This window comes from Candidatus Pantoea communis (assembly GCF_011752685.1).
Lineage (GTDB): Bacteria > Pseudomonadota > Gammaproteobacteria > Enterobacterales > Enterobacteriaceae > Pantoea > Pantoea communis.
In genome coordinates, this window is record NZ_VWXC01000002.1 from 22,139 (window position 1) to 38,696 (window position 16,558).

The window sequence follows — 16,558 nt, forward strand, 5'->3', positions numbered from 1 at the left end:
ACGTGGCTTGTAAAAAATTAAAAAAATTTTTCTGGAGTGTTTATGAAGATTTTATTGGTGGGAAACCATACCTGTGGAAATCGTGGGGATGGCGCGATTTTACGTGGACTGATCGACTCTTTGCAGTCTGCGCGTGGCGACCTCGATATTGATGTGATCAGTCGTTATCCAACAAGCTCCGGGTACTTATTGCAACAGGATATCCAGCAGGATTCCTTGTTTCTGCATAACAGCAAATCAGCGAAAGGGCTGGTGGGCAGCGTTAAACGTAAAGTGGCCAACCGCCTGATGCCCGAAATCATGATGGCGCATCTGGGCAAGGGTGGCCTGTACAAATCGTTCTCTGTGCCGCCCCATCTGGCGCAGTTCACCAAAAGTCTGGAACAGTATGACGCCATCATTCAGGTGGGCGGTTCGTTCTTCGTCGATCTTTATGGTGTGACGCAGTTTGACCACGCGCTCTGTGCATTGATGGCGAAAAAGCCGCTGCACATGGTCGGTCACTCCGTGGGACCCTTTGAGAACCCACGCGTGAATGCGCTGGCCAATTTCGTGTTTGATCGCGTCGATAGCCTGGTGCTGCGTGAAGAGGTCAGCTTCGATCGCCTGAAACAAGACGGCGTCACCACCAGCCGCGTGAAGAAGGGCGTCGATACCGCCTTCCTGGTGAAAGCACGCGATGTGGAGAATCCGAGCCACAACCTGCTGCACTGGAAAAACATCATCAGCGCGCGTAAAACCATCGCCATCACCGTGCGTGAACTGGCACCGTTCGATAAACGTCTCGGCGTGACGCAGAAAGAGTACGAAGCGGCCTTTGGGAAAGTCATCAATGCGATGATTGCTGAAGGCTATCAGGTGGTGGCTTTCTCTACCTGTACCGGCATCGACAGCTACGCCAAAGATGACCGGATGGTGGCGCTGACGCTGCGCGACCACGTCGAAAATCCCGAGCATTACCATGTCATCATGGACGAGTTCAACGACCTCGAACTCGGTATCCTGCTAAGCCATTGTCACCTGACTATTGGCACCCGCCTGCACTCCGCCATCATTTCCATGAACTTCGGTACCCCAGCCGTGGCCATCAACTATGAGCACAAATCGCTCGGTGTGATGAAGCAGCTTGGACTGCCGCAAATGGCCACCGACGTGCAAAGCCTGATGGATGGCTCGCTGATCGACAAAGTACAAACCGTGCTGGCCGATTACGACAATGTGAAGCGCAAAGTGGATACCGCGGTGGCGCAGGAGCGTGAAATTGGTAACCGCATTACGGCAGAAATTCTCAACGTGCTGGGGTAAGTGATGAAGCTGACCTTTTTCACCATGCGTTTTCCGGTTGCCTCTGAGACGTTTGTCCTCAATCAGGTAACGCATTTCATCGATGCAGGCTATGACGTGGAGATCATCTCCGTGTTTCCGGGCGATATGATCAATCGCCACGCCGCGTTCGATGATTACAATCTGGCGGCGAAAACTCACTATTTACTGCCGGAAGAGAAAGTTTCGAATCTCGATAAGCTGACGCAGCGCATTGGTTTGATGCTGCCGAAAATCGCGAAGCCGGCGTTAATCAAATCACTCAACGTCGGCCGCTACGGCCAGCAGGCGAAAAAGCTGCTGCTGCCCGCGATTGTTGCTAACGCGAAGCAAACCTTCACCGCGGATGTGTTTCTGGTGCACTTTGGTTATGCCGGTGCGCTGGCCAACAAACTGCGTGAGCTCGGCGTGCTGAAAGGCAAGCAGGCGACGGTGTTCCACGGCGCGGATATTTCGCGCCGTCACATTCTCGAAGAGCACAAGCTCGATTACGTCAATCTGTTCAAACAGAGCGAGTTGATGTTACCCATCAGCCATTTGTGGGAGAACAAGCTGATTGAGATGGGTTGTCCACGCGAGAAGGTGCACGTGACGCGCATGGGCATCGAGCCTGAAAAGTTTAACTTCAGGCCGCGTGAGGCGTTTCATCAGCCGCTGCGAATTGTTTCGGTCGCGCGTTTGACCGAGAAAAAGGGCTTAGACGTGGCGGTAAAAGCCAGCGAAATTCTGCGCAACAACGGTGGGCAGTTCGAGTTCACCATCATCGGCAACGGTGAGCAGGACGGCATGATGCGTGAACACATCGCGCGTGCCGGACTGGAAGCCTTTGTCACTATGCCAGGTTTCAAGCCGCAGGAGGAGATTCGTCAGGCGTTGAATGATGCTGATATCTTCCTGCTACCGTCGAAAACCGCAGCCGATGGCGACATGGAAGGCATTCCGGTGGCGTTGATGGAAGCGATGGCGGTGGGGCTGCCGGTGGTTTCGACCTATCACAGCGGCATCCCGGAGCTGATTCAGAACAACGTCAGCGGCTGGCTGGTCTCCGAAAACGATGCCGAAGAGTTGGCTGACACGCTGCTGCGTCTGTCACGCGGTGATGTCGATGTCGCGCCGGTCGTGGCTGCTGCGCGGCACAAAGTGGAAACCGAGTTCAATCAGCACATCGCTTATGGTGAGCTGGCTAAAATTCTGGAGCGCATGGTGTGAGCGGATTAAAAAAACAGGCCGTCTGGCTGTTTGGCAGTACCTGCTTCGCGGCATTGCTGCAGGTGTTACAGCTCAGCGTTCTGGCGCGTAAGCTGGAAGCACATGAGTTAGGTTTATTAGCGATCATCAATGCCATTCTGGCAGTGGCGACGGTGTTGCAGGATATGGGGATGAGCAGCTACATCGTGCATCGCCAGGACATCAACCGCCGCCAGCAGAGTACGATTTATTGGGTCAACGTCTCACTCAGCTTGTGTACCGGCTTGATTATGCTGGCAATTGCCTTCCCGGTGGCGTGGTTCTATCACCTGCCTGAATTGACCGGGCTGATCATGCTCACCAGCCTCAACTTCCTCGTGTTGGGACATCTGTCGCAGTATCAGGCGCACTATGTGAAATCCAAACGTATGGTGACGCTGGCGAAGATTGAGATGGCCACCAAGTTGTTCGCGTTCATCTGTACCGTGGCGATGCTCTACTTCACTTCGCTTACGGTGGCGGCGGCCATCCTTGGGCTGTTTATCAATGCCTTTACGCGCATCCTGTGCATGATCTACTTCGGGGAGAAGTCGTGGCGTCCAACGTGGGAGTTTGAAGGGGCGACCTTCATCAGCGCGGTGCGTTACGGCATTTATCAGCTCGGTTCTCAGACCATCAACCAACTGCGTACCCAGGCGGATGCACTGATTGTGGGTAAAGTGATGGGCGCGGAGATGCTGGGGATCTACTCGCTGGCAAAAGAGTTGATTCTGCAGCCACTGAAACTGGTATCGCCGGTGATCAACCGTCTGGCACTGCCGCGTTTCGCCGAGAAGCAGCACGATCCGGAGCAGCTGAAAAATCTGTTCCTGAAAGGCACCTTCGTCATCATGTTGTTCAGCAGCGCGATGTATCTGGCGATTGGCATTCTGTCTCCGGTCATCGTACGCGTGCTGTATGGCGCATCGCATGAGCAGGTTTACCATCTGATTCCGCTGATGCTGCTGTTCGGCATGCTGCGTCCGATGGGTGGCTTAACCGGCGCGATTTCGCAGGCGAACGGCAAGACTAACGTTGAGTTCTACTGGAATATCGTGGCGAGTCTGGTGGTGGTTGTGGTACTGGCGACAACCTACATCTGGCCGAACGTGCTGTATGTGGCGTTGACGCTCTCCATCTCGCAGGTGCTGATTTCTGCCTTCGCCCATCCGTTCTTTATCAAGCCGGTGATTGGTATCCGCTTTATGCCGTATGCCCGCCAGTGGGTTTCGGTGTCGGTGGTGTTTGTCGGCCTGATGATGCTGGTGAATCACTTCAATCTGTTCGTGATGCCGGAGTGGTTTGAGGGTTGGCTGTAAGCGTTGCGCTAACGACGTTGTGTCAATGACGCGATCTGAGCGGGCAGGGGCTTTATGCTGACGGCCCGCTCAGATCCTGTCGCGGTGCATTTATGGCGGCAGTGATACTGTCTGCATGTGCGATAAATCCTGTCGCGACGATATTGCTGGCTATTATGCGTTGCGAAGCATCATTAGCCGTCATCAAACCCGAGCATCCTGGGCAAAATCCTCTGCATCAATTCTGCAAATCAATGGTCTTATCATCCTGGCTTTTATCGTGAATCCTTCACTGTTTTTCAGCAGTTTAGCCGGTTCATTTTCAGTGTGTCAGGCGAAGCGGTAGCCCGCCATTTTGGCGATTTTTGATGTTGTGACAGAGAGTTAGTGCCGGATTTTCAGATAAAGATTATACTTGCTGCACTGGCCGATCCTGCATAATCGACCCCACGTATTCACTTCATGAAATGGAATAAATATGACCAAGCTTAAAGCAGTAATCCCGGTTGCGGGTCTCGGTATGCATATGCTCCCTGCAACAAAAGCTATCCCGAAAGAGATGCTGCCAATCGTCGATAAACCAATGATTCAATACATCGTTGACGAGTGTGTAGCGGCGGGCATCAAGGAGATTGTGCTGGTCACCCATGCTTCCAAAAATGCAGTGGAAAACCACTTCGACACCACTTATGAGCTGGAAGCGCTGCTCGAAGCGCGCGTAAAACGTCAGCTGCTGAGCGAAGTGCAATCAATCTGTCCTCCTGGCGTGACCATTATGAACGTGCGTCAGGCGAACCCGCTGGGTCTCGGCCACTCTGTGCTGTGTGCACGCCCAATGATCGGTGATAACCCATTCGTGGTGGTGCTGCCAGATGTGCTGCTGGATGACTCAACCGCTGACCACCTGCGTTATAACCTCGCGGCGATGGTGGCTCGTTTCGAAGAAACCGGTCACTCTCAGGTGCTGGCGAAACACATGCCGGGCGAAGACCTGACCGAATACGGTGTTCTGACCACCGAGCAGCCAATTGAAAACCCTGGCGACATCAGCACTATTACTAACATTGTTGAGAAACCAGAAGCGGGCCAGCTGGACTCAGATCTGACTGCGGTCGGTCGTTATGTGCTGTCTGCGGATATCTGGCAAGAGCTGGAAAACACCAAGCCGGGTGCTTGGGACCGTATTCAGCTGACCGATGCCATCGCGTCTCTCAGCAAGAAAAAACCGGTAGATGCACAATTGCTGACGGGTACAAGCTTCGACTGTGGTAAAAAAATGGGCTACATGCAGGCATTCGTTTCTTACGGTCTGCGTAACAACGCGCAGGGTCGTGATTTCCGCGAAGCTATCCAGAAAATTCTGGCGAAATAATCCATTCTCATGCCGCGCCGTTTGCGCGGTTTAAAGGAGTACACATGGCTATTTTGGTAACGGGCGGAGCAGGGTACATCGGCTCCCATACGGTGCTGGCGCTGTTAGAGCGCGGCGACGACGTTGTGGTCCTGGATAACCTTTGCAATGCTTCGCGCGAGGCCGTCAATCGCGTGGAGAAGTTGTCGGGCAAGAAAGCAGTGTTCGTTGAAGGCGATATCCGCGATCGCGCGTGCCTGCGTGACTTGTTTGCGGCCAACGACATCTCTGCTGTGATTCACTTCGCGGCGTTGAAAGCCGTGGGTGAATCGACCCGCATGCCGCTGGAATACTACGAGAATAACGTGGCAGGTACTGTGGTGCTGCTGGAAGAGATGCGCGCTGCAGGTGTGTGGAATTTCATTTTCAGCTCTTCAGCGACGGTATACGGCGCCGATGCACCGGTTCCTTACGTGGAAACCACGCCAATCGGTGGCACCACCAGCCCGTACGGCACCTCTAAGTTGATGATCGAATTCGTGATGCGCGATTTCGCCAAAGCAGACCCGAATTTCAAAGCCATCGCGCTGCGCTACTTTAACCCGGTTGGCGCGCATGAGTCTGGCGAGATTGGTGAAGACCCAACCGGCATCCCTAACAACCTGCTGCCGTATATCGCGCAGGTAGCGATTGGTCGCCTGGAGAAGCTGGGCGTGTTTGGCGATGACTACGATACGCCAGACGGCACCGCACAGCGCGACTATATCCACGTGGTGGATTTGGCCGAAGGGCACCTGAAGGCGCTGGATCATCTGCCGAAAGTCACCGGTTACAAGGCGTATAATCTTGGCGGCGGGGTAGGGTTCTCGGTGCTGGAAATGATTAAAGCGTTCGAGAAGGCTTCTGGTAAGGCTATTCCGTTTGAGTTTAAGCCGCGTCGTGATGGCGATCTGCCGGCGTTCTGGGCGGATGCAAGTCTGGCGAACACCGAGCTGGACTGGCGGGTAACGCGTGGGATTGACGCGATGATGCGTGATACGTGGAACTGGCAGAGTAAGAACCCGGAAGGGTTTAAGTAATCCATAATGTTTTGAGATACGCCAAAAGCCTGTCATAGACAGGCTTTTTGCTTTTGTCGGAATTGTCTAATCTTTACGCATCGTTGATTAGCTGTGACTTTCGTAAAGAACATGAAAATGTTAGGATTTGTGTTGGTTAATTTTGAAGCATTAGAGTAGCGATAATTTTATAGTTGCTAAATTAACACTCACTAGCTTCAATCCTATGCTCAAGTAGCATTACACTATGCATGTTAGATTAATATCGTAGGGTGAAAGAATTTAAATACAAAGTGGTTAGATTTACACCTAAAGTCCTCTGGTAGCTGTAAGCCAGGGGCGGTAGCATTCTCCATTTGCTAAGAAATTGAGCAGAAGGTTTGTAGAATTAAGCGAAGCGCTTATCAATAGGGCAAATTTGAGCAACATATATGAAGTATAACTTTGGCTATCTCATTGATCTTATAACAGTTATTACCGAAAAAGAGTTAAAGGTTCGTTATAAAAGTAGTTTTCTTGGTTACTTGTGGTCAATCGCGAATCCTTTGCTTTTTGCAATGATTTATTATTTTATCTTTAAATTGGTAATGAGAGTTCAAATACCTAATTATACAGTTTTTCTTATTACTGGATTATTTCCATGGCAATGGTTTGCAAGTTCAGCAAATAATTCTCTTTTCTCATTTATTGCTAACGCTCAAATCATTAAAAAGACAGTCTTTCCAAGATCTGTTATTCCATTGAGTAATGTTTTAATGGAATTCCTTCATTTTTTATGCACAATCCCGGTAATTATTGTTTTCCTCTACATATACGATATGAGCCCTTCGATCTCTTGGCTTTGGGGAATTCCATTGATTGGATTTGGCCAAATGATGTTGACATATGGCTTAGCACTGATGTTGTCAACGTTAAATCTATTTTTTAGAGATTTAGAAAGATTTGTTAGTTTAGGTATAATGTTAATGTTTTATTGTACACCCATCCTATACTCTGTTGATTTAATACCTGAAGCTTATAGGTGGATAATCGGCACCAACCCATTATCACTAATGATTGTTTCTTGGCGTGATTTATTTATGCACGGTACTATCAACTACATCACACTTTCGCATATTTATCTATCTGCAATCATAATGATGGTGCTTGGTGTTTGGGTGTTCAATAAATTGAAATTCCGTTTTGCTGAGATTTTGTAATGACAGTAGCAATTGAATTTAAAAACGTAACTAAACGCTATCCATTGTACCATCACATTGGGTCTGGGATTAAAGAGTTAATCTTTAATCCAAAGCGCGCATTGACAATGTTATCTGGTCGTTCGTATTTAGCCATCGAAGATATATCTTTTCAGGTAGAAAAAGGTGAGTCAGTAGCATTAATAGGTCGTAATGGCGCAGGGAAGAGTACATCTTTATCGCTTGTTGCTGGTGTTATTAAACCAACGAGTGGTTCTGTTGAGGTTCATGGCAGAGTGGCATCTATGCTGGAACTTGGTGGAGGATTTCATCCTGAATTGACTGGACGTGAGAATATTCGATTAAACGCGACTTTGCTAGGATTGCGCAGAAAAGAATTAAATAAGAGAATTGATAAGATTATCGAATTTTCAGAATTGGGTGATTTTATAGATGAGCCAATAAGGGTCTATTCTAGTGGAATGCTTGCAAAATTAGGATTTTCAGTTATAACTCAAGTTGACCCGGACATCCTAATTATTGATGAAGTTCTTGCTGTTGGCGATATCAGCTTTCAGCGAAAGTGCATTAATACAATCAACGAATTTAAAAGCAAAGGTGTAACAATTCTTTTTGTAAGCCATAGTATGAGTGATATTGAAAAAGTATGTAACAAAGTGATTTGGATAGAAAATCATAAAGTTAGAAGAATTGGTGACAGCAAGGTTGTTATTGCTGATTATAAAGAATTTATGCAGTAAAACCTTGTAAGGAACAAGTGATGATGAGCAAGAAAATTTTAGTTGTAGGGGCTGGTTTTTCAGGTGCTGTAATTGCCCGCCAACTTGCAGATAAAGGCCATAAAATAAAAGTAATTGATGCCAGAGAACATGTTGCTGGGAATTGCTACAGTGAAATTGATAATGCCACTGGAGTGACTATACATACCTATGGGCCGCATATTTTTCATACTGATAATGAAGTGGTTTGGGACTATATTAATCAATATACTGAAATGATGCCATATGTTAACCGTGTTAAAGCAACGGTTAATGGAAAAGTATTCTCACTGCCAATCAATCTTCACACTATAAATCAATTCTTTAACCTGACATTATCTCCAGATGAGGCTAAGAAGCTGATAGAAGAGAAAGGTGAGTCAGCGATTGAGTCGCCACAAACTTTCGAGGAACAAGCCTTACGTTTTGTCGGGCGTGAACTTTATGAAGCCTTCTTTAAAGGCTATACAATTAAACAGTGGGGTATGCATCCTTCCGAGTTACCCGCTTCAATTTTAAAAAGACTTCCTGTTCGTTTTAATTATGATGATAACTACTTCAATCATAAATTCCAGGGAATGCCTAAAGATGGCTATACCGTCATTGTCGAAAAAATTCTTGATCATGAAAATATTGAAACTCAGTTAAATACTGATTTTATTAAAACTGATGCTGATAGCTTTGATCATGTTTTCTATAGTGGTCCTCTTGATGGATATTATGAACATCAATTCGGCCGTTTAGGCTATAGAACTCTAGATTTTGAAAAGTTTTATCATGATGGTGATTACCAAGGTTGCGCGGTCATGAATTATTGTGAGCAGGAAGTACCATACACTCGAATTACTGAGCATAAGTATTTCGCTCCGTGGGAAAAGCATTCTGGTTCGGTATGCTATAAGGAATATAGCCGTAGCTGTGAAGAAAATGATATTCCATATTATCCAATCAGACAGGTTGGTGAGATGGACATGTTAGAGAAATATCTTAACTTAGCTGAACAAGAGAAAAATGTTACTTTCGTGGGGCGGTTAGGCACCTACCGCTATCTCGACATGGATGTAACAATTGCTGAAGCATTAAACACTGCAAAGGTTTACCTTGACTGCATTGAACAAAAATCTCTAATGCCATCATTTTCGGTTTCAGTTAGATGAACGTAACTGCTTTAATAGTAACATTTAACAGACTAAATAAGTTAAAAGACACGGTAATGGCAACCAGGAGGTTGCCATTTCAGCATATTGTTATCGTAAATAACGCGTCATGTGATGGAACTAAAGAATGGCTCGAAACAATAGATGATTCCAGAGTAAGCATACTTCATAAGAATAATAATAATGGTGGTGCTGGAGGTTTTCATTATGGATCAGAATTCATCTCTAAAAGTATTCTCACTGACTGGGTAATATTTTATGATGATGATGCATATCCATGTGAAGATTTTTTGGTTTGTTTCGAAAGAATGAACCCAAATATTAATGAGATATATTGTTCGGTAGTCAAAAACAAAGAAGGTGAGGTTTGTAGGATGAATCTCCCGTGGAAGTTAAAACCAGCCTCGTTTTTCGAAAACATAAAATATTTGCGAGACCCTTCTACGTTTACAGCAGAACCTGGATTGTCATCGGAAGTGATTTCCTTTTCTTTTGTTGGTGCAGTTATTCCTGCAAAGTTATTGTCGGAAACATACACTTTTATTAAAGAAGAACTTTTTTTATATTATGATGATGTTTATTATTCATCATACTTAAATTTAATGGGTTATAAGATCAATTTCCGTATAGAACTTGAATTTATACATGATGTTAAAGCTTTTACAAATTGGGATAATCAAGAATGGAAAATATACTATCTATCAAGAAATTTATTTTTAAGTAAATATTTATATCATAATTTTGATTATTTTTCATCCAATTCGAAAGTGTTTAGACTTATTAAATATTTTTTAGTTGGGTCAACTTGCAAAAATAAAAAAAGATATTATGGCTACTTGATCAAAGGAATTTTTCACGGAATAAAAAAAATTAGTGGTTATAACCACTAGTGGTGCCTAAATGAAAAAGAGAATATGTTTTTTTATTAATTCTGGTTGGTATTTCCAACTTCATTGGTTGGATCGAGCTAAGCTTTTCTTGAATGATGGGTATGAGGTTCATGTAATAGCGCACTTTAGCGAAAATGAAAGAATTACGTTAAACACGCAGGGTTTTATTTGCCATGAGTCTGGCATGAATGAAAGATCATTGAATTTTGTTTCAGCTTCAAAAGATTTCATCAATATAATAAAACTTCTCACTGCCTTAAATCCAGACATTCTACACGCCATAACAATAAAGCCAATAATCATTGGTGGTATATATGCAAGATTTTTAAAGAAACCTTTTGTTTCAAGCTTTGTGGGACTCGGCAGAGTTTTCATGAATCAGACAATAACATTTAAGTTATTAAATATTTTTGTTCGTAAAACTTATTCTTTCATTTTCAAAAATCCAAAAAGCAGGTTAACATTCGAGCATGAAAAGGATTTAAGGCTACTGATTGATTTAATACAAGTGCCATGTAAACAATGCTCTGTGATTGATGGGGTAGGGATAAATTTAACTGAATATCAATATCGACCTGAGGTTGAAAATACCCCACCGGTAGTTTTATTTGCAGCAAGAATGTTAAAGTCTAAAGGCCTTGAGGTATTAGTTAACATTAATAAAGAACTTAAGTTACAAGGTGAATCATTTATTCTAAATGTTGCAGGAATTGAGATCGAAGGTGATTCAGATGCTATTACTAAAGAAAAAATTTTGGAGTGGCACCGATGTGGTCTAATTAATTGGCTCGGTAAACGCAGTGATATTCCTAAATTAATCGAAGAATGCAATATTGTGGCATTGCCCTCCACTTATTTTGAGGGAGTTCCAAGAATAATAATTGAAGGAGCAGCTACTGGCCGTGCCTGCTTAGTCTACGATAGCGGTGGCTGTAACAGTATTATTAATGATGGTGTTAATGGATATGTCGTTAGACCAGGGGACAAGGATGAGTTTAAAGAGAAGCTTCTGAGTTTGTTTTCAAACCCACTGTTGAGAATTAAAATGGGGTTGCAAGGACGAAGAATTGTTGAAGAGCGTTTTAGTCTTGAATCAGTTTATGAAAAGACTAAATCACTTTATCTTGAAATTATTTGATATTTAAATTTGAGGTTTACGTGGCAAAAAATCCTAACGTTAAAATATATGTTTGTCATCACAAACAATCTCCTTATATTAAAAATGAATGTATTATCCCCATTCAAGTTGGCCGGGCATTATCTAATACTGAACTTGAATATTGCATTGGTGATGACACTGGAGATAATATTTCTCATAAAAATAAATCTTGGTGTGAACTTACTGCAATATATTGGGCGTGGAAAAATGATGAGGCTGATTATTATGGTTTGATGCATTATAGGAGATATTTATCACTTAAATCTCATGGTGACTATAATGTGATTAATCGATTGAATGATGACATTATAAATGAACACAAATTGGATCCTGAAAGTATCAGAAGTATTTGTGAAGGCCAAGATATAATTACGGGGCCGATATGGAATGTTCATCCTGTCGGACTTCCATGGAAAGTAATGTCAAATTATGATCAGTATGCTTTGGATCATTATAAAAAAGATCTCGATGTTATAGTGGAGATTGTAAAAGAGAAATATCCAAAATATTATTTGGCGCTCTTGGAGTCAATGTATTCAACCTCATGCTTCTTTGCAAATATTGCAATTATGAAACGTGAATATTATCATGAATATTGCGAATTTTTATTCGGTGTCTTGGAAGAAGCTGAGAGTAAAGTTGATATTAGCTCTTACGACTCATATCAGTCGCGAATTTGGGGTTTCATAGCTGAAAGATTAGTTAATGCATATGTTTTATTCGCGCGTAGAGAACATAAAGGAATTAAAATAAGCACTGCTGGATTGATGTATTTGGCGGAAGCTCCTGTAATTGATAAAGAATTAATTTTAAAGGGTATTAGTGATAAGAAGAAAGAGGAGAAAATCCTTCTTGATGAAACAATTAATATTTGCATGTCGTTTGATGACAAATATTATCCTCATGCAAGTGCAACGATAGAATCAATCCTTGATAACTCAAATGAAAACCAAAGAATAAATTTCCATATTTTGTGTGATAAAAACCTCTCAAACGAAAAGAGAGATTTACTATTATTAGAATTAAAGAGCAATGTACAGATTAAATTTGTTGAAATTGACCCTGATTTATTTATTTCATTGCCATTGAATAGGTCCTACATATCTTTGAATACCTATTACCGCTTAGTTATTCATAAGGTTCTTCAAGATGTAGATAAAATAATTTATCTAGATTCAGATATGATTTGTCTAGATGATATTGCTAAACTTTGGTTAGAACCTCTTGATGGAAAATGTATCGGTGCATCGCTTGATGAAGGTGGTCTGCTTCAAACCAGGCGCCTTATTCTGGGAGCTGATAATAATTATTTTAATGCAGGCATGATAGTTTTTGACCTGAAAGTTATTAGAGAAAAATATGAAGATGTATTTAATGACTATATGATTAATTTCTATGTTAATAACCGAGAAATTAGTCTTCAGGACCAAGACATTTTAAATATTACTTTTAAGAACGAAGCTAAGATTTTACCTTTGAAATGGAATGTAAACAGTCGTATGTTTACAGCTAACGATCTTGAACGTAAATACAGTATGCAGCAAGAATCGGAAACGCTACTTGATATTGGTATTTTACATTACACTGATCGTCGTAAACCATGGACTCTGACTTGTGTCCATCCACTCAAGGATTTTTACTGGAAATACCGAAAGAAAAATCCACATGCACCGATGTCTGAACAAGATAAACTCATTGAGCGTTATGCAGGTAAAATTTCTTACCGGATAAGTGGTGGCTTTATTCTCACTAAGGTTTTTGGAATTGAGTTTAAGCTAAATAAAGCTATAATCGGAAAATTATTGCGAGCATTCAAAATTAACTTTTAATAAGACGGCGCATTTGCGCCGCTTTGAGTTTCTAACTATGTGTGAAACAAAAAATCCTTTCATTTCTGCAATTACCGCGGTAACTTCCTCCTCAGTTGAACCGATTATCTCTACGCTAAATAGACAATCATTTACTTATTGGGAATTGATCATCATCTGTCTCAAAGAGGAGCGAGAGGCAATTTCATCTGTAATAAACGCCTTCGATGAAGAAACTGTTCGAAAGATAAAAGTTGTATCCTTTGATGCCAATAATAATTATGCTAAAGCTATTAATATAGGCATAAGGAGTGCGTCGGGAGAGTATCTTATTATAGTTGACCAAAATGATGGAATTGACTATTGCTTTTTTGAAGAGCTTTACCATAGTTTTCGGTATCAAGGTGTTAAATTATATTATCCAGAAGTGAAAATTCACTACAGTACACGTTTTTTAAATCGACCATTATTACTGGGTTCTAGAAAACATCCATCAAACGATGAGCTTTTTCTGGCAAAAAAAATGATTGTTAGTCATACTTGCGCTTCTCTGTGTTTTGTTTTCCCAAAATCAATTATTAAAGAGATAGGATACTTTGACGAGAATGTAACTGAGTTTTCTATATGGGAATATTTTATTAAGTTGAGTTTGGCAATGGATTTTTATAAATTGAGCGGTATATCTTATTTATTTAATATTGATAAGGAATCAGGTCATCCGCGCTTGCCTATAATGGATTTAAATAAAGTCGATAATTATAGATATCATCTGATTAATTATTACTCAAAAAAACAATCAAGGCTACCAACCTATGAGTACGACTTGTCAGTCCTTGATGTTGAAAAAATCACTCAACAGGATAGAGCTAAAGCTAAAGTTATAAATAAAACTAGCTATAATCTTTTTTTCAAAACTCTCATCATAAAGTCTTTTAAACTAGCATTATTAATTGTAAATAAAATAAAAGTTAAATTCGGGTGATGGTTATGAAAAGGCTATTTATTTCAACTGGCTTCTATTCAACATTGATAGCTTCGGTTGTTGCTGAAATGTCCGAAGAGATTTACGAAGATCACTTATTAATAACAATGGATAGGCAATCTTCAAATTCGAATGTGCTATGGGCACATAGATTGCATTCATGGAAAACGGTCGAAACAATTGATCACACTGATTATTACATTGAGAGAATAAATTACAGGCACTCTATTGATTGGTTTGATGAAGTATATTCTCCATTTCCAGAAATGATATTGGTAATAACGGAAGCGTTTCCTAGTAAGAAATATTCTTTTTATGAAGAGGGATTAACAAGCTATCTGCAGTTTCTTGAAGGTTCATACGATGAAAACTTTAAGTTTTATTGTTTGCATCCTCATGTGTTTAATGATTTAGATTCATTAATTAGCTTACCAATATCAATTCCTAAAACTCGGGAGAAATTGAGATCTTTAGACAGATGCTATAGAGTACCGCTTATTGAAAATAATAATAATATTATTGTTATTGGCCAAGGTGGTTTTCCTGATGAGAATAAGAATTCTTTAATTAGGGGTGAGTATGTTAAATTTATCAAAGAACAGTCACGGCTAGGTTTTAATATTATATTATTAGGTCATACAAGACTCCCTGCGGACAAAAAATTGATTGATGAGTTGGAAAATAGCGTGGAAACTAATTTCACCTATATTGAACATGCAGCCCCTATATCTGATCTTTTTATTTTAAAAAACATTCAGAAGATTAGAGTGATTGCAGGTGTTTATTCAACTTTGTTGGTTAATTCAGAGACAGTATGTGGTATTCCAGCTGTGGTCTTTGACTCAGGATATCTTTCTGAACGACAGGTGAAATTAAGAGCGGTGCAGTCATTACTAATGAGTTGATTAGCTCAATCTCACTGTCTTTTACAGGGGCAGTCAAATGGTTAGTTTCGGATTATTGCTAATGTAGGTGAACCAAAAATATTGGCTCACCTAAATATTGTTATTTCGTAAGGTCACTTATAATACGACAATAGTTTTCTTTAAACTTAGTTGTTGAAAAGTAGTTTTGATAAACCTCTCTATTTTTATCCCCAAATTTTTTTATGGTTTTTTCATTAAAGATATTGATGCTTTCATTATCTGTGAAAATTATATTGCCATCTTTATTAAAATCGAAGTTTCCACCTCGAGGTGAAAGGATAACCATCTTCCCTTCTTTCATAGCTTCTAAAGTAGCGAGGTCGAAAATAGAAACTCTATGCGGCATAAGATATATGTCGCAGATTGAATTTAAAAATCTTATCTGTGGATAGGTCAAGTTTTCATGAAAAATAAAATTGAATTTTTCATGCTTTTTCTCTAACTCCCTAGCCTGTTCGATGATCTTATCTTTAAGATGACCTGAACCTACTAAAATCCATCGAACTTTTTTTTCGCTATTTGAAATTTTTTTCTCTAAATATCCTGGTGCAAGATCTAATCCCTTAGCTGGTAGAAGGGACCCTACTGATAATATGGTAACAAACTCATCATCTTTAGTAATATTGCTAATAGATTCTGGTTCAGGATTTGCAAAAATTGTATTGTATAGCACAGGCCCAACTCTAGCTTGGCCTTTATTAATTGAACGGTATTTACTCTGAAAATAATATTCTTGGGCTCCTTTGCTGGGAAAGCAGACATAGAATGCTTTTTTAAAGGCAAACCGCTCGCAAAATTTCACAATCCATTCATCAGTTTTTGTGAATATTTCACCATAGTTATACTTCTCTTCCACTCTAGGGCCTTGAAGGTGTGAAATATACACATATTTCTTGCGAAGTAATCCTAGACCGAAAGCGGTTCCATAATCATGAGTTATATAGGCGCAGTTTTTTTCATCTTTTGTTTTTAAAATCACAAACTGAATCGCGCCAAAAAGATCGGCTAACCTACTTTGCCAGTTTTTTGAAAATTCATTTTCCTCGAAATAAGTATATTTAAGATTTAAATCTTTAAGACGATCCTGCATTAATATTTGTTGACAAGTCTGCACTGCAGAACCTCCACCCCTGCCTCCTTCGGGAGAAAACACACGGAAAGTTATTGTATGGATTGTTGTTATCTTTCGGCTAAATGTAAATGCTGAAAGCATGTAGTATCTAAAAAATAGGATGAGGGTTTTAAGGTTTATCAATTTCAAATCCTTATTTCAATTAACCATAAAGCTAATGAATAATCAACGTATAAATTTTTCAGTGCTTTCCATTGAATCTCTAATCTCACAACCTAGTTAGCTGTCAAAAATAGTAGTTATAGAATTACATATTGATACTCTCAGTTATTAATTTATGTTATTTACTG

The 16,558-nt window shown here is 41.3% G+C and carries 14 protein-coding genes; 13 read left to right on the plus strand and 1 reads right to left on the minus strand.

The window, feature by feature from the left end:
- Window positions 1-42: 42 nt before the first annotated feature.
- From wcaK to F3J37_RS04235, 13 genes are all read left to right on the plus strand, one after another.
- On the plus strand, window positions 43-1,305 hold the full coding sequence (gene wcaK / locus F3J37_RS04175; RefSeq protein ID WP_034824781.1) for a colanic acid biosynthesis pyruvyl transferase WcaK: 1,263 nt from the start codon (window positions 43-45) through the stop codon (window positions 1,303-1,305).
- A 3-nt stretch (window positions 1,306-1,308) separates the two neighbouring features.
- Window positions 1,309-2,532, plus strand: a complete 1,224-nt coding sequence (locus F3J37_RS04180; protein WP_034824779.1) for a glycosyltransferase — start codon at window positions 1,309-1,311, stop codon at window positions 2,530-2,532.
- Window positions 2,529-3,869 carry an MOP flippase family protein gene (locus F3J37_RS04185; RefSeq protein WP_045832317.1) on the plus strand — a complete coding sequence of 447 codons (1,341 nt, stop codon included), beginning with the start codon at window positions 2,529-2,531 and terminating at the stop codon, window positions 3,867-3,869. The genes F3J37_RS04180 and F3J37_RS04185 overlap by 4 nt, the downstream gene beginning before the upstream one ends.
- A 457-nt stretch (window positions 3,870-4,326) precedes the next feature.
- The gene (gene galF, locus F3J37_RS04190) at window positions 4,327-5,220 is read left to right on the plus strand and encodes a UTP--glucose-1-phosphate uridylyltransferase GalF (protein WP_166932058.1); all 894 of its coding nucleotides are present in this window, start codon (window positions 4,327-4,329) and stop codon (window positions 5,218-5,220) included.
- Window positions 5,221-5,264: 44 nt separating this feature from the next.
- Window positions 5,265-6,278 carry a UDP-glucose 4-epimerase GalE gene (gene galE / locus F3J37_RS04195; RefSeq protein ID WP_166932060.1) on the plus strand — a complete coding sequence of 338 codons (1,014 nt, stop codon included), beginning with the start codon at window positions 5,265-5,267 and terminating at the stop codon, window positions 6,276-6,278.
- A gap of 410 nt (window positions 6,279-6,688) precedes the next feature.
- Window positions 6,689-7,456 (plus strand): ABC transporter permease, encoded by a 768-nt coding sequence (locus tag F3J37_RS04200; protein WP_166932062.1) that lies wholly within the window; start codon window positions 6,689-6,691, stop codon window positions 7,454-7,456.
- On the plus strand, window positions 7,456-8,196 hold the full coding sequence (locus F3J37_RS04205) for an ABC transporter ATP-binding protein (protein WP_166932064.1): 741 nt from the start codon (window positions 7,456-7,458) through the stop codon (window positions 8,194-8,196). Before F3J37_RS04200 ends, F3J37_RS04205 begins: the two co-directional genes overlap by 1 nt.
- Window positions 8,197-8,219: 23 nt before the next feature.
- Window positions 8,220-9,371: a UDP-galactopyranose mutase gene (gene glf / locus F3J37_RS04210; RefSeq protein WP_166932065.1), complete on the plus strand. Its 1,152-nt coding sequence runs from the start codon at window positions 8,220-8,222 to the stop codon at window positions 9,369-9,371.
- Window positions 9,368-10,261: a glycosyltransferase gene (locus F3J37_RS04215; protein ID WP_166932067.1), complete on the plus strand. Its 894-nt coding sequence runs from the start codon at window positions 9,368-9,370 to the stop codon at window positions 10,259-10,261. Before glf ends, F3J37_RS04215 begins: the two co-directional genes overlap by 4 nt.
- A 10-nt stretch (window positions 10,262-10,271) precedes the next feature.
- Complete coding sequence (locus F3J37_RS04220; RefSeq protein ID WP_166932069.1) at window positions 10,272-11,399, plus strand: glycosyltransferase family 4 protein; 1,128 nt, start codon at window positions 10,272-10,274, stop codon at window positions 11,397-11,399.
- Between the two features lie 20 nt (window positions 11,400-11,419).
- A complete protein-coding gene (locus F3J37_RS04225) occupies window positions 11,420-13,249 on the plus strand; it encodes a DUF4422 domain-containing protein (protein ID WP_166932071.1) in 1,830 nt (609 codons plus the stop codon).
- Window positions 13,250-13,286: 37 nt separating this feature from the next.
- Window positions 13,287-14,210, plus strand: a complete 924-nt coding sequence (locus tag F3J37_RS04230; protein WP_166932073.1) for a glycosyltransferase family 2 protein — start codon at window positions 13,287-13,289, stop codon at window positions 14,208-14,210.
- A gap of 5 nt (window positions 14,211-14,215) precedes the next feature.
- Entirely contained in the window at window positions 14,216-15,115 is a 900-nt protein-coding gene (locus F3J37_RS04235) for a polysialyltransferase family glycosyltransferase (protein WP_166932075.1), read from the plus strand.
- Between the two features lie 100 nt (window positions 15,116-15,215).
- Here F3J37_RS04235 and F3J37_RS04240 read toward each other — a convergent pair whose 3' ends face one another.
- On the minus strand, window positions 15,216-16,391 hold the full coding sequence (locus F3J37_RS04240) for a glycosyltransferase (protein ID WP_166932077.1): 1,176 nt from the start codon (window positions 16,389-16,391) through the stop codon (window positions 15,216-15,218).
- Window positions 16,392-16,558: the final 167 nt, after the last annotated feature.